At 33.7% G+C, this 20,536-nt stretch carries 22 protein-coding genes; 19 read left to right on the top strand and 3 right to left on the bottom strand.

Annotated elements, in window-relative coordinates; translation table 11 throughout:
• Window positions 1–101 precede the first annotated feature (101 nt).
• A complete protein-coding gene (locus tag AB3G36_RS05025) occupies window positions 102–647 on the top strand; it encodes a hypothetical protein (protein WP_367756636.1) in 546 nt (181 codons plus the stop codon).
• A 6-nt stretch (window positions 648–653) separates the two neighbouring features.
• On the opposite strand, the gene AB3G36_RS05020 is transcribed toward AB3G36_RS05025, so the two are convergent.
• Both AB3G36_RS05020 and AB3G36_RS05015 read right to left on the bottom strand, forming a co-directional pair.
• On the bottom strand, window positions 654–1,007 hold the full coding sequence (locus AB3G36_RS05020) for a hypothetical protein (RefSeq protein WP_367756634.1): 354 nt from the start codon (window positions 1,005–1,007) through the stop codon (window positions 654–656).
• Between the two features lie 56 nt (window positions 1,008–1,063).
• Window positions 1,064–2,038, bottom strand: a complete 975-nt coding sequence (locus tag AB3G36_RS05015; protein ID WP_367756632.1) for a polyprenyl synthetase family protein — start codon at window positions 2,036–2,038, stop codon at window positions 1,064–1,066.
• A gap of 158 nt (window positions 2,039–2,196) precedes the next feature.
• Between AB3G36_RS05015 and AB3G36_RS05010 the strand changes: the two genes are divergently transcribed.
• The 5 genes from AB3G36_RS05010 to AB3G36_RS04990 are packed head-to-tail and all read left to right on the top strand — an operon-like array spanning window position 2,197 to window position 8,989.
• The gene (locus AB3G36_RS05010; protein ID WP_367756630.1) at window positions 2,197–2,739 is read left to right on the top strand and encodes a YceI family protein; all 543 of its coding nucleotides are present in this window, start codon (window positions 2,197–2,199) and stop codon (window positions 2,737–2,739) included.
• A 13-nt stretch (window positions 2,740–2,752) separates the two neighbouring features.
• A complete protein-coding gene (locus tag AB3G36_RS05005; protein WP_367756628.1) occupies window positions 2,753–3,349 on the top strand; it encodes a TetR/AcrR family transcriptional regulator in 597 nt (198 codons plus the stop codon).
• Window positions 3,349–4,692, top strand: a complete 1,344-nt coding sequence (locus AB3G36_RS05000; protein WP_367756626.1) for a TolC family protein — start codon at window positions 3,349–3,351, stop codon at window positions 4,690–4,692. Before AB3G36_RS05005 ends, AB3G36_RS05000 begins: the two co-directional genes overlap by 1 nt.
• Window positions 4,693–4,697: 5 nt before the next feature.
• Window positions 4,698–5,759, top strand: coding sequence for an efflux RND transporter periplasmic adaptor subunit (locus tag AB3G36_RS04995; protein WP_367756624.1), 1,062 nt, complete (start codon window positions 4,698–4,700; stop codon window positions 5,757–5,759).
• A gap of 56 nt (window positions 5,760–5,815) precedes the next feature.
• Window positions 5,816–8,989, top strand: coding sequence for an efflux RND transporter permease subunit (locus AB3G36_RS04990; protein ID WP_367756622.1), 3,174 nt, complete (start codon window positions 5,816–5,818; stop codon window positions 8,987–8,989).
• A gap of 285 nt (window positions 8,990–9,274) precedes the next feature.
• Here AB3G36_RS04990 and AB3G36_RS04985 read toward each other — a convergent pair whose 3' ends face one another.
• Entirely contained in the window at window positions 9,275–9,622 is a 348-nt protein-coding gene (locus AB3G36_RS04985) for a toxin-antitoxin system YwqK family antitoxin (protein WP_367756620.1), read from the bottom strand.
• Window positions 9,623–9,851: 229 nt separating this feature from the next.
• On the opposite strand from AB3G36_RS04985, the gene aspS reads away from it, so the two are divergent.
• From aspS to nuoK, 13 genes are all read left to right on the top strand, one after another.
• Window positions 9,852–11,597, top strand: coding sequence for an aspartate--tRNA ligase (gene aspS, locus AB3G36_RS04980; protein ID WP_367756618.1), 1,746 nt, complete (start codon window positions 9,852–9,854; stop codon window positions 11,595–11,597).
• A gap of 131 nt (window positions 11,598–11,728) precedes the next feature.
• On the top strand, window positions 11,729–11,923 hold the full coding sequence (locus AB3G36_RS04975) for a cold-shock protein (protein WP_007137066.1): 195 nt from the start codon (window positions 11,729–11,731) through the stop codon (window positions 11,921–11,923).
• A gap of 219 nt (window positions 11,924–12,142) precedes the next feature.
• The gene (locus AB3G36_RS04970) at window positions 12,143–12,508 is read left to right on the top strand and encodes an NADH-quinone oxidoreductase subunit A (protein ID WP_367756613.1); all 366 of its coding nucleotides are present in this window, start codon (window positions 12,143–12,145) and stop codon (window positions 12,506–12,508) included.
• A 64-nt stretch (window positions 12,509–12,572) separates the two neighbouring features.
• On the top strand, window positions 12,573–13,121 hold the full coding sequence (locus AB3G36_RS04965; protein ID WP_367756611.1) for an NADH-quinone oxidoreductase subunit B: 549 nt from the start codon (window positions 12,573–12,575) through the stop codon (window positions 13,119–13,121).
• 4 nt (window positions 13,122–13,125) lie between these two features.
• Window positions 13,126–13,647, top strand: coding sequence for an NADH-quinone oxidoreductase subunit C (locus tag AB3G36_RS04960; protein ID WP_367756609.1), 522 nt, complete (start codon window positions 13,126–13,128; stop codon window positions 13,645–13,647).
• Window positions 13,648–13,679: 32 nt separating this feature from the next.
• Complete coding sequence (locus AB3G36_RS04955) at window positions 13,680–14,918, top strand: NADH-quinone oxidoreductase subunit D (RefSeq protein ID WP_367756607.1); 1,239 nt, start codon at window positions 13,680–13,682, stop codon at window positions 14,916–14,918.
• A 3-nt stretch (window positions 14,919–14,921) separates the two neighbouring features.
• Entirely contained in the window at window positions 14,922–15,452 is a 531-nt protein-coding gene (nuoE, locus tag AB3G36_RS04950) for an NADH-quinone oxidoreductase subunit NuoE (protein ID WP_367756605.1), read from the top strand.
• A 1-nt stretch (window position 15,453) separates the two neighbouring features.
• The gene (gene nuoF / locus AB3G36_RS04945) at window positions 15,454–16,821 is read left to right on the top strand and encodes an NADH-quinone oxidoreductase subunit NuoF (RefSeq protein WP_367756603.1); all 1,368 of its coding nucleotides are present in this window, start codon (window positions 15,454–15,456) and stop codon (window positions 16,819–16,821) included.
• A gap of 86 nt (window positions 16,822–16,907) precedes the next feature.
• Window positions 16,908–17,957 carry a 2Fe-2S iron-sulfur cluster-binding protein gene (locus AB3G36_RS04940; protein ID WP_367756601.1) on the top strand — a complete coding sequence of 350 codons (1,050 nt, stop codon included), beginning with the start codon at window positions 16,908–16,910 and terminating at the stop codon, window positions 17,955–17,957.
• A 6-nt stretch (window positions 17,958–17,963) separates the two neighbouring features.
• A complete protein-coding gene (gene nuoH, locus AB3G36_RS04935) occupies window positions 17,964–19,016 on the top strand; it encodes an NADH-quinone oxidoreductase subunit NuoH (RefSeq protein ID WP_367757890.1) in 1,053 nt (350 codons plus the stop codon).
• A gap of 136 nt (window positions 19,017–19,152) precedes the next feature.
• Entirely contained in the window at window positions 19,153–19,698 is a 546-nt protein-coding gene (locus AB3G36_RS04930) for an NADH-quinone oxidoreductase subunit I (protein WP_367756599.1), read from the top strand.
• Window positions 19,698–20,210, top strand: a complete 513-nt coding sequence (locus AB3G36_RS04925; RefSeq protein WP_367756597.1) for an NADH-quinone oxidoreductase subunit J — start codon at window positions 19,698–19,700, stop codon at window positions 20,208–20,210. Before AB3G36_RS04930 ends, AB3G36_RS04925 begins: the two co-directional genes overlap by 1 nt.
• Window position 20,211: 1 nt before the next feature.
• A complete protein-coding gene (nuoK, locus tag AB3G36_RS04920; RefSeq protein WP_007137055.1) occupies window positions 20,212–20,532 on the top strand; it encodes an NADH-quinone oxidoreductase subunit NuoK in 321 nt (106 codons plus the stop codon).
• Window positions 20,533–20,536: the final 4 nt, after the last annotated feature.

Below are 20,536 nucleotides of genomic sequence, written 5' to 3'. Positions count from 1 at the left end.
CTTTTTGTTAAAATAGTTTGGCAAAAGTACAATAATCAACTAAATTTACATTTACTTTTAAATACATTTTATGTATTAAAATGTTAAAAAACTAGATACTTATGAAAAAAAGTGCCTTTATGAGGGTTTCAAAATCAATTTCACTTACCATTATCTTATTTGTTTGCAATAATTTAATTGCTCAACAACAACCTTCTACTCGTAAATCAAGAAGCGATTTTTGGAATCATGTACAGTTTGGCGGTGGCCTAGGTTTAGGTTTTGGATCTGGCTACACAGACATTTCAATAGCACCTAGTGCGATTTACAATTTTAATGAATATGTAGCTTTGGGATTGGGCGCACAATATACTTATATAAAACAGCGAGATTATTACGCCTCCCATTTGTACGGCGGCAGTATTATAGCCTTATTCAATCCTATCAATCAAATTCAACTCTCAGTAGAATTAGAAGAATTACGTGTCAATGTAAATTTAGACGGTTCTAATAGTAATTCTCAAGATTATTGGAATACTGGTTTGTTTTTAGGAGCCGGTTATCGAGCCGGAAATGTCACTATTGGTGCACGTTACAATGTATTACAAGACAACACAAAAAGTGTTTATAGTGACGCCTTCATGCCTTTTGTAAGAGTTTATTTTTAAAATGAACTAACTAAACTTATTTCTAAACCACACTTTTTGCCATTCTCTTTTTAAAACTAAAAAAGAAACCTGTTCCGCAAGCGCAACTAGATCTGAACCATCTAATCTTTTTATCTCTTCTTCAGACACATCAATAATATAAAGAAGATTCAGATATTCGGCAAATTTATACTGAATTAATCTATAGATTTTTTCATGCATTTGAATTTTCAATTCATTAGGTGAGATACTCATTGGGAAATCAATTCCTTCATTTGCCAAATTAAAATCCTTATTAATTTGTTCAATTAACTTAAGATACAATGATTCCCCTTCGGCCTCAGATAACAATAAATCGGTATTTTGTGGAGCTATAAACATCTAAAGTGATTTGTATTTGCGATTCATTGAATTCTTTCAACAATACTAGTTACGCACTAGACCTTCCTATCCATTAAGTTTTCACCAAAGCTCTTTAAGATTGCTTTTTTATCGGCAGTGATATTCATTTTTTCTAATGTATCAAAAGCCTTAAAAGTATATTCTTGAATAGCATCTTGAGTTGCTTTTGATGCACCAGATTTATTAAAAATATCTTTTGCATGATTGACTTTTTCTACATACTCATCTGGTTGAGTTGAAAACAAAGCCATCAATTTATCGCGATCCTCTTTAGAAGAAAAAGAAATTGCTTTCAAGTACAAATACGTTTTTTTATTTTCGATAATATCTCCACCCACTTGTTTTCCAAAAGTCTCCGGATCTCCAAAAGCATCTAGATAATCATCTTGCAACTGAAAAGCCAGTCCCAAATTTAATCCAAATTCATAGATTAAGTTTGCATTTTCATCTGAGGTTTGAGCAACTATAGCGCCCATTTTCATTGCAGCAGCAACAAGAACAGCCGTTTTATACTCAATCATTTTGAGGTATTCCGGAATAGTAACATCAGTACGTGTTTCAAAATCCACATCCCATTGTTGCCCTTCACAAACTTCAAGTGCTGTTTTGCTGAACAACTTCGCTAAGTCTCTAAAAACTAAAGGTTCGTATTGCTCAAAATATTGATAGGCTAAAATAAGCATTGCATCACCGGATAAAATACCAGTATTAATATCCCATTTTTCATGTACTGTTACTTTACCACGTCGTAAAGGAGCATCGTCCATAATATCATCATGAACTAAGGAGAAATTATGAAAAACTTCAACAGCCATCGCTGCAGGAAGGGCTTTTTCATAATTGGCATTAAAAACTTCTGTTGCCATTAGCGTTAATACCGGTCGCATTCTTTTTCCTCCTAGGCCTAAAATATAGGTAATAGGATCGTAAAGATTCTTTGGCTCTTTAGTTATTGACTGTTTTTGTAGGAAATTTATAAAAAAATCTTGGTACTGAAAAATGGCATGCATAAAAAGTAATTTTTGGCTAATTTACTGCATTCACAATTGAATGCAAACTCCTTTTGTTAATGAAACGTTAAAAAAATGGAAAAACAATGGAAACTATTTCGGTATTCAAAGTTTCCATATTACATTTGCCCTCGAAATCAAAACTAGGATTTAAAGTTATGAATACTACTCTACCACTATCAGCAACAAAATGGACTATTGATTCAAATCAATCTGACGTTTTAATAAAAGCAAGACATTCAATAATTGCATATATAGCCGGATCAATTAATAAGTTCAAAGGACACATCGACATTCATGAAAATGCAATTGAAGATGCATCTATTGAATTTTGTTTAGATGTAAACAACAAGGATACAAAACTGGAGCAAATGGATACTCATTTACAACTAAATGATTTTCTAGATATCAATGAGTTCCCATACATCCATTTTAGATCTACATCTTTTCAAAAAATAAACAACAATATTAATTTTCTAAAAGGAGAATTAACAATCAATAATATAACAAAAATAGTTGAACTAGATGCTGAATTTATAGGCATAAAAACTTATAACGGTATCGAAAAAGCTGTTTTTGAAGTGGTTGGTCAAATACAACGAAAAGATTTTAAATTAAGCTCGAACTCTTACAATCACAATGGAGGTATAGCGATGGGGCAAGATATAAAGCTGATTGCCAATTTAGAGTTTTCAGTGTAAAAAGTAAATGAACATGAAAGAGAAAATAATAAAAAAAGCAAGTGAAATGTTTTTAAAACTAGGTTTTAAGAGCATCACAATGGATGATATTGCTGGAGAAATGTGTATTTCAAAAAAAACAATCTACAAGTATTTTTGTAATAAAGAATTACTGATTGAAGAAAGCACAAATGCCATTCATAAAGAAGTACATCAGATTATCGATCAAATAATTACGAATAATTACAACGCAATTGAAGAAAACTTTGAAATTAGAAAAATGTTTAAAGAAATGTTTAAGTCATCCGACACCTCGCCTGTCTATCAATTGAAAAAACATTATCCAGAAATATATGAAAAAGTAATAGATAGAGAAATAAATGAGTGCAATGCCGTTTTTAGAAAAAACATAGAGGACGGAATTAAACAAGGTTTATATCGAAAAAATATTGATACTGAAAACTATACAAAATTTTATTACAACCTCATTTTTAGTATCAAAGGAAGCATTAGCTCAGAAAAAGAAGGTCAAAAAATAGAGCTTGAAATATTAGAATACCACACCAGAGCCATGGCTACTCAAGAAGGACTTATTGAACTAGAAAAACACTTACTTAACCCAGAAATATAATGAGAAAAATAATCATATTAACATTCTTAACTTTTGCCATTACAGCAAAATCGCAAGAAATTAAATCGCTAACGCTAAAAGATGCAATAACTTATGCATTAGAAAACAAAGCAGATGCAAAAAAAGCGAAATTAAAAGTTGAAAATAGCGAATACCAAATTCAAGAAGTACGCGCTAGAGCTTTACCACAAATATCCGCTAATGGAGGGCTTACTTACAATCCAATTCTTCAAACTACATTTTTAGATGCAGGATCTTTTGGAGGTACACCTGGACAAACAATAAAAGCAAATTTTGGACAAAAATGGAGCTCAACAGCTGGACTTTCCTTGACACAAAATTTATTTGATCAGTCCGTATTTACTGGATTAAAAGCTGCCAAATCAACTCGAGAATTCTACCAAATTAATGAACAATTAACAGAAGAACAAGTTATTGAACGCGTAGCTAATAACTATTATCAAGTATATGTACAAAGACAAAATTTAAATGTGCTTGACAGCACTTTTATAAATACAACTAAAGTAAAGAATATTATTAAAGGACAATTTGATAACGGACTCGCTAAGAAAATTGATTTAGACAGGATATTGGTGAAAATTTCAAACATAAATACACAACGTCAACAAGTTTTGAATGCCGTACAAATTCAAGAAAATGCCTTAAAATTTTATATGGGAATGCCAATTGAGACTAAAATTGAAATTCCCCAAGCTGCATTTGAAGTAAGTCCCCAATCATTTACTGAAACTCCAAACACAGAGACTCGAACTGAGTTTTTGTTAATGAAAAAGCAAGAGCAATTACTAGAATTTCAAAAAAAGTCAGTAATAGCAGGTCTCTACCCAACACTATCTCTTACAGCGGGATATAACTACATCGGACAAGGACCAAAAATGCCTTGGGGAGGAAAACCTACTGACGGTGTATATTGGTCTGATTTCTCTTCCGTGGGATTGAATTTAAAAGTACCAATTTTTTCAGGTTTTGAAACCCGATCAAAAATAAGAAAAGCAGATGTGGAACTTCGATCTTTACAAGAAGATTTAAAGGATACAAAATTGTCTCTTGATCTGGATTATGCTAATGCCAAAACACAAATAGACAACAGTATGATAACTATTCAAAATCAAAAAGCAAATGCGCAATTGGCAAAAGAAGTTTTAAGTAATACTAAAAACAATTATGTTCAAGGTTTAGCTTCTTTAACAGATCTACTGGACGCAGAAAACGCATTTACTGAAGCACAAAATAACTATACAGCTGCAATATTAGATTACAAACTAGCAGAAATACAATTAATCAAATCAAAAGGAGAACTAAAAACACTTATAAATAACTAATAAAAATGAAAAAAAACATACTAATCGGAATAGTAATTATAGCTGCTTTAGGACTTATAGCATATACTCTAACAAGTAATAAAAAAGAGAACGAAGCAAAAACTGCTATTGTTGCAGAAAAAAACGCTAGTGTTACCGTAAAAATAAACCCTGTAAAAACAGAAGAAATTTCTTTGGATTTTTCTGTAAATGGTAGTTTTGAACCATTTCAAGAATTAAACTTCTCTGCCGAAAAACCAGGAAGAGTTGTTAGAGTACTTGTGGATGAAGGTTCAAGCGTTAGAATAGGTCAAACATTAGCTATTGTACGAAGCGAATCAATAAATGCTGATTTACAAACTGCTGAGGCAGCATACCAAAATGCAGTAACGGATTACAATCGTTTTGAAAATGCTTATAAAACTGGTGGTGTTACCAAACAACAATTGGATCAAGCAAAACTAAGTTTAGTAACTTCTAAGTCAAGATTACAGCAAGCCAAAGTAAATATTGGAGACACAAACATCAAGTCAACTATAAATGGAATTGTAAACAAAAAATACATTGAACCAGGTTCAGTATTAGGAGCTGCAACTCAAATGTTTGAAATTGTAAATGTATCTAAATTAAAACTAAAAGTATCCGTAAACGAAAGCCAAGTTGCTAGTTTAAAGCTAGGAAATGCAGTAAACGTTACAGCTAGTGTTTACCCTGACGTTACCTTTTCTGGTAAAATAACTTTTATCGCACCAAAAGCAGATTCAAGTTTAAGTTTTCCAGTAGAAATAGAAATAGCAAATAATTCCAACAATGATTTAAAAGCTGGTATGTATGGAACTGCTGAATTTGCTTCAAAACAACAAAAACAATCTATGATGACCGTTCCTAGAAATGCTTTTGTAGGAAGTGTGAGTAGCAATCAAGTTTTTGTAGCTGAAAATGGAATCGCCAAACTAAAAACCGTTACTGCTGGAAGAATTTTAGGAGACAAAGTAGAAATCATAAATGGGTTGTCAGACGGTGAAAATGTTATTGTAACTGGACAAATCAATCTACAAGACGGCAATAAAGTGGAGATCATAAAATAATTTAAAAAATGAATTTTAAATTTTAAAATCCATTTCACGACTTACAACTAAAAAATATGAAATTAGCAGAAATATCTATAAAACGTCCCTCGTTAGTAATCGTATTATTTACGATTCTAATCCTAGGTGGACTCTTTAGCTATAGCCAATTGGGCTACGAATTGATTCCTAAATTCGAACAAAACGTAATTACTGTTTCAACAATATATCCTGGAGCTTCTCCAAGTGAGGTAGAAAACACAGTAACTAAAAAAATTGAAGATGCAATTGCTTCTTTAGAAAATATTAAAAAAATTGATTCTAAATCATACGAAAGTTTGTCAATTGTATCGATCTCTTTGAATTCAAATGCCGATGTCGATATTTCGATGAACGACGCACAGCGTAAAATAAATGCCATAATAAGTGATTTACCAGATGATGCTAAAGCACCATCGCTTTCTAAATTCTCATTAAGTGATTTACCAATTATGACTATTGGTGCTAATGGAAAAATGGATGAAGCCGCTTTTTATGATTTGATTGATAAAAAAATAGCTCCTGTATTATCTCGTGTTACTGGTGTAGCACAAGTAAATATTGTGGGTGGTCAAGAACGTGAAATTCAAGTGAATTTGGATGCCGTTAAAATGCAAGGTTATGGTCTTTCCATTCCCCAAGTACAGCAAACTATTTTAACTTCCAACCTGGATTTCCCAACAGGAAACATACAAACACGGGAACAAAAAATATTAATTCGTCTTGCTGGAAAATATAAAAGTGTTGAAGAATTAAGAAATCTTGTGGTTTCTTCAAATGGTGGAATTCAAATTAGATTAAAAGACATCGCTGATGTTCAAGATGCACAGAAAATTGCTGAAAAAATATCTCGTGTAGACCAAAAAAGTGCAATTATTTTACAAGTAATAAAACAATCTGATGCCAATGCAGTTGCAGTAAGTGAAGAATTGGTTAAGAGTATCAACCAATTAGAAAAAGATTATAAAACGAATGATGTAAAACTAGAAATAGCTAAAGACAGTACAATATATACTTTAGAAGCAGCAGATTCTGTACTTCATGATTTATTAATTGCGGTTATCTTGGTAGCCTTTGTAATGTTGTTTTTCCTGCACAGTATTCGTAACTCATTAATTGTAATGGTTTCAATACCTGCTTCATTAATTGCAACCTTTATAGGAATTTACCTTTTAGGATATACGTTAAACTTAATGAGTTTATTAGGACTATCACTCGTTGTTGGTATATTAGTTGATGATGCAATTGTGGTGTTAGAAAACATTTACCGTCACATGGAAATGGGTAAAAACAGAATTCGAGCTTCCTATGACGGTACAGCTGAAATTGGTGGAACAGTAACTTCGATTACTTTAGTAATTGTGGTGGTGTTTTTACCAATTGCAATGAGTTCTGGTCTGGTTTCTAATATCATTACACAATTTTGTGTGACCGTGATTATCTCAACATTGCTTTCCCTTTTGGCTTCCTTTACCATTATCCCTTGGTTGTCTTCTCGTTTTGGAAAATTAGAGCATATTGAAGGTAAAAACTTGTTTGGAAGAATTATTCTTGGTTTCGAAAGCTATTTAACACGTTTTATCAACTGGATTTCAGGTTTACTAACTTGGTGTTTGGATCATTACAAAACTACATTAGCAATTGTTCTATTAATATTTTTTAGTTCTATTGCGCTAATTCCTGCAGGATTTATTGGTGGTGAGTTTTTTGCAGCATCAGATAGTGGTGAGTTTTTAGTTCAAATTGAAATGCCTAAAGATGCGTCATTAGAACAAACTAATTTCATGACCCAAAAAGCAGAATCATTTTTGAAAAAAGAACAATATGTTTATAGCCAAATTACAACAGTTGGACAAACAAGTGAGGGAATGGGTGCTTCACAGGCCACTGCTTATAAATCGGAGATTGATGTAAAAATGATTGACCAAAAAGAGCGTACAGATGGAGCATCAGTTTATGCCGCTAAAATCAAACGCAAATTGGAAAAAGTATTAGTTGGAGCAAAAGTAAAAACCGTTCCAGTTGGTATTTTAGGAACAGCTGAAAATGCAACACTTGGATTAATTGTTACGGGACCTTCAGTAGAAAGTGCCATGAAGTTTGCTAAATTAGCAGAAGCTGAATTGCGCACTATTCCTGGTACAACAGAGATCAAATTGACTGTTGAGGATGGAAATCCTGAAATCAATGTTCAAGTAGATCGCGATAAAATGAGCGCATTAGGACTAACTCTTCAAACCGTTGGTATGACAATGCAAACTGCATATAGCGGTAATACTGATGGTAAATTTAGAGCAGGAGAATATGAATACGATATCAATATTAAATACAATGCTTTTGATCGAAAAAGTATTACAGATGTTAGTAACCTAATTTTTATCAATAATGCGGGTCAACAAATTAAACTATCACAATTTGCAACTATTAGTGAAGGTTCTGGTCCTAGTCAATTAGAACGTAGAGATAAAACAGCATCTGTTACCGTTCAAGGACAAAATGTAGGAGTTCCTGCTGGTACTATTGTAGCTGAATGGCAAGTAAAACTAGATAAATTAGAAAAACCTGTAGGTGTAAATTACATTTGGGGTGGTGATCAAGAGAACCAAAGTGAAGGTTTTGGAACATTAGGTATTGCTTTATTAGCAGCTATTATACTGGTTTATCTTATTATGGTTGGTTTATATGATAGCTTTGCACATCCATTTGTTGTATTGTTTGCAATTCCCTTATCGTTTATTGGAGCTCTACTAGCCCTAGCATTGACTAACAATACATTGAATATATTTACCATTCTTGGTATCATTATGTTAATTGGATTAGTTTGTAAAAATGCGATCATGCTTGTCGATTATACCAACCAGCGAAGAGCTGCTGGTGAAACAATAAGAACAGCATTAATTCAGGCCAATCATGCACGACTTCGTCCCATTTTGATGACGACCATTGCAATGGTTTTCGGAATGTTCCCAATTGCATTAGCTTCTGGTGCAGGTGCAGGATGGAAAAATGGTTTAGCTTGGGTAATCATTGGTGGACTTATCAGTTCTCTTTTTCTTACGCTAATCGTAGTTCCTGTGATTTATGAAATCATGGAAAAAATAATTGCTAAGTTTAGTAAAGGAGAAAAAATAGATTACGAAGCAGAAATGGTTGCTGACTATGAGCATAAAGAATTGAGTGAAGATGGATTTAATCCAAAACATACACTGTAATACCTTAATTTAATTTATAATTCTAAAAACCTGTTCATTAATTTGGACAGGTTTTTTTTATACTAAAATCCTAGAAAGCAAAAAAGTCTGATACATTTAAAACACATACAAAACCGCAATTTAATGATAATTGTACATTCATCTGAGTTCTACAATTACTAACTACTAAGTCGAAATTATGTCTAATACTATTTTCTAAACTTCAAAATCGATTGCTGCATTGTTCGGGCATAAAAAAAGGCTTTCATAAACATGAAAGCCTTTTTATTGAATTATATTTTTTAATTAATCTACGTTAACTAAATTATCTTTTTTCCAGTTTTTAACAGAAGCAACTCTATTATCCGAATAATCAACTTCACTTAGAACGGAATCATTCCAGTAAAACCATTTACCTACTTTTTGTCCTTTATCATATTCAGCTACGGCTAATTTATTCCCATTGGCATCAAAAGAAACCCATTGTCCTTGCAATTTTCCGTTTTTATAAAATCCTTCTTGTTGTACTTGTCCATTTTCATGGTGATAAGTAACTTTCACCATATTTCCAACAGCTTCTAATTTTGGTTCTTTATTTTGTGCGAATATCATACCTGAAATTAACACGGCTGCAATCATTATATATTTTTTCATCGTATAAGGTTTTAATTGTTATCTCCACAAATATAACGATGTATTTACAATTAAAAAACTATTTGATAACAATTTAGTAACATTGGACGAAAGCTTAACATTGGAAATTGAAAATATATTAACTTAGAATTACTAAAAAATCTAATTTCTCAATTCATTGTTCATAATTAGTCCTAAATTTGCAGCTGGGTCAAATGGCCTACTGTTGAAATAATATAAAATTGTAATAATGTATAGAAGTCATAATTGTGGCGAATTAAATGCCTCACATATAAATACTGAAGTAACTTTAGCTGGTTGGGTTCAAAAATCTCGTGATAAAGGATTTATGAATTGGGTTGATTTAAGAGACCGTTATGGAATTACACAATTAATTTTTGACGAAGGTCGTACCGAAAAAAGCGTATTTGAACTAGCAAAAACTCTTGGACGTGAATTTGTAATTCAAGTTAAAGGAACGGTTATCGAACGTGAAGCCAAAAACAAAAACATTGCTACAGGAGAAATTGAAATTTTAGTTACTGAACTAAACATTTTGAACGCCGCCTTAACACCACCTTTCACTATTGAAGATGAAACAGATGGTGGTGAAGACATTCGAATGAAATACCGATACCTTGATATAAGAAGAAATCCTGTAAAAAACAGTTTGCTTTTTCGTCATAAAGTAGCCATGGAAGTTCGAAAATATCTTTCTGACTTGGATTTTTGTGAAGTAGAAACTCCATACCTAATTAAATCAACACCAGAGGGAGCTAGAGATTTTGTTGTACCTTCTCGAATGAATGAAGGACAATTCTATGCTTTACCTCAATCCCCACAAACCTTCAAACAATTATTGATGGTAGGTGGAATGGACAAATATTTCCAAATCGTGAAATGTTTCCGTGATGAAGATTTACGTGCGGACAGACAGCCAGAATTCACACAAATCGATTGCGAAATGGCATTTGTAGAACAAGAAGACATTTTAAATGTTTTTGAAGGACTTACCCGTCATTTACTAAAAGAAATAAAAGGAATTGAAGTAGACAAATTTCCTCGTATGACGTATGAACATGCCATGAAAACCTACGGGAATGACAAACCAGATATCCGTTTTGGAATGGAGTTTGGAGAATTAAACGAAGTAGCTAAAAGCAAGGAATTCCCGGTTTTCAATGCTGCTGAATTAGTTGTTGGAATTGCCGTTCCAGGAGCTGGAAACTACACCAGAAAAGAAATTGACGCATTAATCGAATGGGTAAAGCGTCCACAAGTTGGTTCTTCAGGAATGGTTTATGTGAAATGTAACGAAGATGGGACTTATAAATCATCTGTAGATAAATTTTATGACCAAGCTGATTTATCCAATTGGGCAAAAACTACAGGAGCGCAAGCTGGAGATATGATCTTTGTACTATCTGGTCCTGCTGACAAAACAAGAGCGCAACTAAGTACCTTGCGTATGGAACTAGCTACGCGATTAGGTCTAAGAAATCCTGCAGAATTTGCACCATTATGGGTTGTTGATTTCCCATTATTGGAATTTGATGAAGAATCAGGACGTTATCATGCTATGCATCACCCCTTTACTTCACCAAAACCGGAAGACATGCACTTATTAGAAACCAATCCTGGAAAAGTTCGTGCCAATGCATATGACATGGTTTTGAATGGAAATGAAATTGGAGGAGGTTCTATACGTATCCATGATAAAGGAACACAACAATTAATGTTTAAATATTTAGGATTTACTGAGGATGAAGCCAAAGCACAATTTGGATTCCTAATGGACGCATTCCAGTTTGGAGCCCCGCCACACGGAGGATTAGCTTTTGGATTAGATCGATTAGTTGCTATCTTAGGAGGTCAAGAAACAATACGTGACTTCATTGCTTTCCCTAAAAACAATTCAGGTAGAGATGTGATGATTGATGCGCCGTCTCCTATTGACGAAACACAATTAAAAGAACTACACATCAAATTAAGCTAAGGTATTTAGTCGGTACTATTTGTTGGAAAACGTTGAATATCAATTATTTTAATAAAAAAAATGACATTGATAGTATTCGTATTATATTATATATTATATTTGCCTCATTATAAATTATTATTACTATTACAATGCGTACAGGTACAGTTAAATTTTTCAATGAGTCAAAAGGTTACGGATTCATTACAGACGAAGAAACAGGAAAAGACATTTTTGTTCACGCTTCAGGAATCAACGCGGAAGAATTACGCGAAGGTGACAGAGTTAGCTATGAAGAAGAAGAAGGAAGAAAAGGAAAAGTTGCTGCGAAAGTAGCAGTTATCTAAGCAAAAATTATTTTTTGCCTACGAATGTTTAAAACGTTTCGATTTATTTCGAAGCGTTTTTTTTTGATTATACTCAAGCCGAAATACACTACTATTTATAATCATTAAAAATTAATTAAAAAACACATTTTCAAATAAACTAATTTCATTCATTAACTTGTGTTTTAATTCCTTGAAACCTATCTTTGTCACTTATTTTAGTCCCTAAAAATAATAATTATGCAATCTGATCAACTAAATTATATTCCCATTTTAATACAGTTTTTATTAGCTGTAGGATTTGTAGTAGGAACCATTATCGTTTCTGGCAAATTAGGACCAAAAAGAAAGTCAGAAATCAAAGACAAAAACTTTGAATGTGGCGTCGAATCCGTTGGTAATGCACGTATTCCTTTCTCTGTTAAATATTTTCTAGTTGCTATATTATTTGTTCTATTTGATGTGGAAGTAATTTTCCTATATCCATGGGCAATTAACTTCAAAGAACTAGGAATGGAAGGAATGGTGAAAATGGTAATTTTCATGCTTTTACTGTTGGTTGGATTTTTCTATATCATCAAAAAGAAAGCGTTAGTTTGGGAATAAAGAATAATTTTAAATATTGAATTTCAATTCTATATTTCTAATATATAATTCAAAAAAATAAAAAATGAGCGATTCGAATATAAAAATGGTTGCCCCGCCAGAAGGTGTTGTAGGAGAAGGATTCTTCGCTACAAAACTGAATGATGTAGTAGGAATGGCTCGCGCCAATTCACTTTGGCCATTGCCTTTTGCAACTTCATGTTGTGGAATTGAATTTATGGCTACTATGGCATCACATTATGACTTAGCACGATTTGGATCTGAGCGCGTTAGTTTTTCTCCCCGTCAAGCGGATATGTTAATGGTAATGGGAACTATTTCTAAAAAAATGGCTCCAATTTTACGTCAGGTATACGAGCAAATGGCAGAACCTCGCTGGGTAATTGCTGTTGGTGCTTGTGCTTCTTCAGGAGGAATTTTTGATACGTATTCTGTATTACAAGGTATAGACAAAGTAATCCCTGTAGATGTATATGTTCCTGGATGTCCACCAAGACCAGAACAAATAGTAGATGGAGTAATGAAATTACAAGAATTAGTTAGAACAGAATCTGTAAGAAGAAGAAGTTCTCCAGAATACCAAGAATTATTGGCTTCTTATAATATCAAATAACAAAATGGCTTTAGAAACAATAGAAATTCAGGATAAATTGACAGAGACATTTGGTGCTACGGTCTTCAATTTTAATCAAGAAAGAGATGTGTTTTCATTAGAAGTAGCTTCCGACAAAATAACGGCAGTGATCCTTTTTTTGAAAAATGACCCTATATTGCGTTTTCACTTTTTAACTGATTTATGTGGTATTCATTATCCAGATAACGAAGTAGACAGACAATTTGCAATTGTATATCATATGCACAATTGGTACGAAAACAAACGCATAAAAATTAAGGCCTTTATTAATGGTGAAAAACCAGAAATAAAAACAATATCAAATATTTTCTTAAGCTCCAATTGGATGGAAAGAGAAACGTATGATTTTTATGGAGTTAACTTTGTTGGTCACCCTCAATTGAAACGTATTTTAAATATGGATGAGATGATTTCTTTTCCAATGCGAAAAGAGTTCCCAATGGAAGACGGCGGAAGAACCGATAAAGACGACCGTTTTTTCGGTAGAACAATAGACAATTGCTAAAAACAGAATATATAATTTTTCACATTCTATAAATGTCAGAACTATTATTACCACCAGAGCATCGATATGCTAAAATAATAAAAGAGAAGCTAAACGAAGATGGAAGCGAGCTTTCAATTCTAAATTTAGGTCCTACTCACCCCGCTACGCACGGAATTTTTCAAAACATTTTGTTGATGGATGGGGAGCGAATTTTAGAAGCCGAACCAACTATTGGTTATATTCATAGAGCTTTTGAAAAAATCGCTGAAAACCGTCCTTTTTATCAAATTACACCACTTACTGACCGAATGAACTATTGCTCCTCTCCTATTAACAATATGGGATGGTGGATGACTTTGGAAAAACTGTTGGATATTGAAGTTCCCAAACGTGCTCAATATTTGAGAGTTATTGTAATGGAGTTAGCCAGAATTACAGATCACATTATTTGCAACTCTATCTTGGGAGTGGACACTGGAGCCTATACTGGTTTCCTTTATGTGTTCCAATTCAGGGAAAAAGTATACGAGATCTACGAAGAAATTTGTGGTGCTCGTTTGACCACTAACATGGGAAGAATTGGTGGTTTCGAAAGAGACTGGTCACCAGAAGCTTTCAGAAAACTAGACGTGTTTTTAGAAGAATTTCCTGCAGCTTGGAAAGAATTTGAAAACCTATTCGAAAGAAACAGGATTTTTATTGATAGAACAGTTAATGTAGGTGCAATTTCTGCTGAACAAGCTATGGCTTATGGCTTCACAGGACCTAACTTACGTGCTGCAGGTGTCGATTATGATGTACGTGTTGCACAACCATATAGCTCTTATGAAGATTTTGACTTTGTAATTCCTGTTGGAAAATCAGGAGATACTTACGATCGTTTTTGCGTTCGTAATGCCGAAGTTTGGGAAAGTTTGAGCATCATTCGTCAAGCATTAGCAAAAATGCCAGAAGGAAATGATTTTCATGCAGATGTTCCGGACTATTATCTTCCTCCAAAAGAAGATGTATACACTAATATGGAGTCATTAATCTACCATTTCAAAATTGTAATGGGAGAAGTTCCAATTCCAGTGGCAGAAATATATCATCCTGTTGAAGGTGGAAATGGGGAACTAGGTTTTTATTTAGTAACAGACGGAAGTCGTACTCCTTATAGATTGCATTTTAGAAGACCTTGTTTTATTTATTACCAAGCCTATCCAGATATGATAAAAGGTTCATTACTATCAGATGCGATTGTTATTTTATCAAGTTTAAATGTAATCGCAGGAGAATTAGACGCATAAATTATGAAATGTACCCCTTACAAACAAGAAATAAATATGACTGACGAGTTGATGAATCGCATCAATGAATTAATTAGTCATTATCCCGCAGACAAACGAAAATCAGCTTTATTACCCGTTCTACACGAAGTGCAAGATGCTCATGAAAATTGGCTTAGCACAGAATTAATGGACAAAGTCGCTGAAATTATTCAAATTCTACCAATTGAAGTCTATGAAGTAGTTTCGTTCTACTCCATGTACAATCAAAAACCTATTGGAAAATATATGTTTGAATTTTGTCAAACTTCTCCTTGTTGTTTAAAAGGAACTGAAGATTTGATGGACTATACTTGTGAAAAATTGGGTGTTAAAATAGGTGAAACCACTGCTGACGGTCTATTTGAAGTAAAAGGAGTTGAATGTCTAGGTGCTTGTGGATATGCACCAATGATGCAATTGGGTGATTTTTACAAAGAAAACCTTACCGAAGACAAAATTGATCAGTTAATCGCTGATTGTAGAGATAATAAAATAATATTACACGATAAATAAGATGTCAAAAAAAATATTATTAGATAAAATAAACGTTCCCGGAATCAAAACTTACGAAGTCTATCGTAAAGAAGGTGGCTACGCATCTGTAGAGAAAGCAATGAAAGCAATGACTCCTGACGAAGTTGTTGAAGAAGTAAAAAAATCAGGACTTCGTGGTCGTGGTGGTGCTGGATTTCCTGCTGGAATGAAATGGAGTTTTATTGATAAAAAATCAGGAAAACCAAGACATTTAGTTTGTAATGCTGATGAATCAGAACCAGGGACTTTCAAAGACCGTTATTTGATGGAATTTATTCCTCATTTATTGATCGAAGGAATGATTACTTCTAGTTTTGCATTGGGTGCAAACCTATCGTATATCTACATTCGTGGAGAATACATGTGGGTTTATAAAATATTAGAAAGAGCCATTGCCGAGGCGAAAGCAGCCGGTTGGTTAGGAAAAAATATATTAGGTACAGGTTACGACTTAGAACTTTACGTTCACTGTGGTGCTGGTGCTTACATCTGTGGTGAAGAGACTGCATTAATTGAATCATTAGAAGGAAAAAGAGGAAATCCTCGTATCAAGCCACCATTTCCAGCAGTTTCTGGATTGTGGGCAAATCCTACTGTAGTAAATAATGTAGAAACAATTGCTTCGGTGCCATGGATTGTAAACAATTCTGGTGATGAATATGCACAAATAGGAATTGGAAGATCTACGGGAACCAAATTAATTTCTGCTTCAGGACATGTAAAAAACCCTGGTGTTTATGAAATTGAATTGGGCTTATCTGTTTATGAATTTATGAATTCTGACGAATATCTTGGAGGAATGAGTTCTGACAGACCTTTGAAAGCTTTAGTACCTGGAGGTTCATCTGTACCCATTTTACCAGCTGATTTGATTTATAAAACAGCAAATGGTGATGATCGTTTGATGACGTATGAGTCTTTAAGTGATGGTGGATTTGCAACAGGATCGATGCTAGGTTCTGGAGGATTTATCGTTTACAATGACACTTCTTGTGTTGTACGTAACACTTGGAACTTTGCTCGTTTTTACCACCATGAAAGCTGTGGACAATGTTCCCCTTGTCGTGAAGGAACAGGCTGGTTAGAAAAAGTATTGTGGCGTATTGAAAACGGACAAGGTCGTGAAGAGGATATTGATTTGCTTTGGAGTATTCAAAGTAAAATTGAAGGAAACACGATTTGCCCACTTGGAGATGCTGCTTCATGGCCAGTAGCAGCAGCTATTCGTCATTTTAGAGATGAATTTGAATACCATGTTCGTTTCCCAGAAAAAATAAAAAATAGAAATCACTTTGTAGAAGAACCATTTGCTCAAGTAAAGCACTTAGTAACAAAACAAACAGTTTAAAATAGTTTCAAGTTTCAAGTTTTTTTTAGTTTCAAGTGTAACAACCTGAAACTTTAAACTTTAAACTAAAAAAACAAAAGTAAGAAATGAAAGTAACAATAGACGGTCAAAGCATAGAAGTAGAACCAGGAACAACTATCCTGCAAGCAGCACGTATGATTGGTGGTGAATCTGTTCCCCCAGCGATGTGCTATTATTCTAAACTAAAAGGAAGCGGTGGAAAATGCCGTTGTTGTTTAGTGGAAGTAGCTAAAGGTAGTGAAGCAGATCCAAGACCTATGCCAAAATTGATGGCTTCTTGTGTAACAGGATGCATGGATGGTATGGAAGTAAACAGCAAATCTTCGGATAGAGTAAGAGAAGCGAGACAATCTGTAACTGAATTTTTATTGATTAATCACCCTTTAGATTGTCCAGTTTGTGACCAAGCGGGAGAATGCGATTTACAAGATTTAAGTTTTGAACACGGAAAATCAAAAAGCCGTTTCATAGAAGAAAAAAGAACATTCGAACCAGAAAATATCGGTCCAAATATTCAATTACACATGAATCGTTGTATTCTTTGTTATCGTTGTGTAATGGTTGCTGATCAATTGACAGACAATCGTGTACATGGAGTTATGGACAGAGGAGATCATTCGAATATTTCTACTTGTATCTCCAAAGCAATTGACAATGAATTCTCTGGAAATATGATTGATGTATGTCCAGTAGGTGCATTAACTGATAAAACCTTCCGATTCAAATCAAGAGTTTGGTTCAACAAACCCTACGATGCCCATAGAGAGTGTACTACTCCAGGATGTTGTGGAAAAACTACGGTTTGGATGTTTGGTGACGAAATTCAAAGAGTTACAGGTCGTAAAGATGTGTACCATGAAGTAGAAGAATTCATTTGTAATGAATGTCGTTTTGACCACAAAGATCCAGCGGACTGGGTTATTGAAGGACCAAGAGAATTTGATAAAGATTCGGTTATCAATCAAAACAATTACACACAAAAATTAGACACGGTACATATCGCTACAGAAGAAGGAATTCTAAAAGGTAGAGAACAAGATCGTAAAAAGATAAGCATGCCTGCTATCCCATTGGATAAAGAAGATCAAGAAAAATTTAATCACGGAAATCTTTAACCTATGATCGATAGTACTATAATTATAGAAAAAAGTGTCATCATCTTAGTTGTTTTTGCAATTACAATGATAATGGCGATGTATTCTACGCTTGCTGAACGTAAAGTAGCAGCTTGGCTTCAAGATAGAATTGGACCAAATAGAGCTGGTAAAGGTGGAATTCTTCAACCGTTAGCTGATGGTTTAAAATTATTCTCGAAAGAAGAATTTGAACCTGACACAAAAAATAGATTTTTATTCTTCGTAGGACCAGCAATTGCCATGAGTACGGCTTTGATGACCAGTGCAGTAATTCCTTGGGGAGATAAGTTTCACCTTTTTGGTAGAGACATTATTTTACAAGCGACTGATATTGATGTAGCCTTATTATATGTATTTGGTGTAATGTCAGTGGGAGTTTACGGAATCATGATTGGTGGATGGGCATCTAATAATAAATTCTCTTTGATGGGAGCGGTTCGTGCTGCCTCACAAATGATTTCTTATGAAGTTGCTATGGGATTGTCTATTATTGCTTTGTTGATGATGACAGGAACATTGAGTTTGAGAGAAATCGCTGCGCAACAACCCGGAATGCACTGGAATGTGTTTTACCAACCATTATCATTTTTCATATTCTTAATTTGTGCTTTTGCTGAAACAAATAGAACACCATTTGACTTAGCGGAATGCGAAAGTGAATTGATTGGTGGATACCATACGGAATATTCCTCTATGAAAATGGGATTCTACCTATTTGCTGAATATGCAAATATGTTTATTTCTTCTACCATTATAGCTGTTTTGTTCTTTGGAGCTTACAACTATCCAGGAATGGCTTGGGCAGTAGAACACTGGGGAGTGAATATTGCTAACGTAATAGGAATTGGAGTTTTATTTGGAAAAATATGTTTCTTCATCTTCTTTTACATGTGGGTAAGATGGACTATTCCAAGATTTAGATACGATCAATTGATGCATTTAGGTTGGAGAGTATTAATTCCGTTATCAATCATCAATATTATCATCACTGGAATTATGATTTTGAGAGATCAAATCGCCATTTATTTAGGATTTTAAATAGCATCAAAAAAACGCCTAGCCCTGATAGCAGTGGAAATCCTTTTATCCTGAACTTGTTTCAGGATCCTGAAACAAGTTCAGGATAAAAGATTGAAACGAATAGCAGGAAGAAGCTTTAAATAAAAAATAAAAAATGTCAATAGAAGCCATATCCTTATCGGGAAGAAAAAAGCAAGTCTCTAATAAAGAGATGAGTTTTTTGGAAAGAATGTACATTGTTGCAATTGTCAAGGGTTTGATGATTACAATCAAGCATTTATTTACAAGAAAAGTTACGATTCAATATCCAGAACAAGTACGTGAAATGAGTCCCGTTTACCGTGGTCAACACATGTTGAAACGCGATGAGCAAGGAAGAGAAAACTGCACTGCTTGTGGATTATGCGCTTTATCATGCCCTGCGGAAGCAATTACCATGAAAGCCGAAGAACGTAAGCCGGAAGAAAAACATTTGTACCGTGAAGAAAAATATGCTTCGATTTATGAAATCAATATGTTGCGTTGTATTTTTTGTGGTTTGTGTGAGGAAGCTTGTCCAAAAGACGCTATTTACCTGACTACTTCAAAAGTATTGGTTCCTTCCAGTTATGAAAGAGAAGATTTTATTTTTGGAAAAGATAAATTGGTTATGCCATTAGATATCGCAATGAAAAATGCACAACTTAAAAACGCCAACTAATGTCAACTATACTTATTATATTTTGTGTTTTAGCTGCCATCACATTGTCAACTGCATTTTTGACAATCTTTAGCAGAAACCCAATTCACAGTGCGCTATATCTTGTTGTTTGTTTTTTCTCGATTGCAGGACATTATTTATTATTGAACTCACAGTTTCTAGCAGTAGTTCATATCATAGTATACTCGGGAGCAATTATGATTTTGTTTCTATTCACGATCATGTTAATGAACTTGAATAAAGAAAATGAAGTTCATAAACCTAGAATCACTCGTTTAGGAGCTATTGTTTCCTTTTGTTTGATTTGCTTGGTTCTACTTGCTGTTTTCATCAACTCGAAACCAATTACTGGTGAATACGATTTTACTGGTGAAGATTACCAATCAATAAAAGTTTTAGGAAAAGTACTATTGAATGAGTACATGGTTCCATTCGAATTTGCCTCTATCTTGCTTTTAGTAGCAATGATTGGAACGGTTCTATTGTCTAAAAAAGAAAAAACAGAGAAATAACATGAACAATATTTTAAATGAAATAGGCATCGAAAACTATATCTTCCTTTCTGTGATACTTTTTAGTATTGGAGTTTTCGGAGTGTTATATAGACGTAATGCCATCATCGTATTTATGTCAATCGAAATTATGCTTAATGCTGTCAATCTTTTGTTTGTTGCTTTTTCTACTTACCATCAAGATGCACAAGGACAAATTTTCGTGTTTTTCTCTATGGCTGTGGCCGCTGCCGAGGTTGCTGTAGGATTAGCAATACTAGTTTCGATATTTAGAAATTTAGGTTCAATTGACATCAATAATTTAAAAAACTTAAAAGGATAAATTT

This window comes from Flavobacterium sp. WC2430, assembly GCF_040822075.1.
Taxonomy (GTDB): domain Bacteria; phylum Bacteroidota; class Bacteroidia; order Flavobacteriales; family Flavobacteriaceae; genus Flavobacterium.
This window is presented reverse-complemented; position numbering and strand designations above follow the sequence as displayed.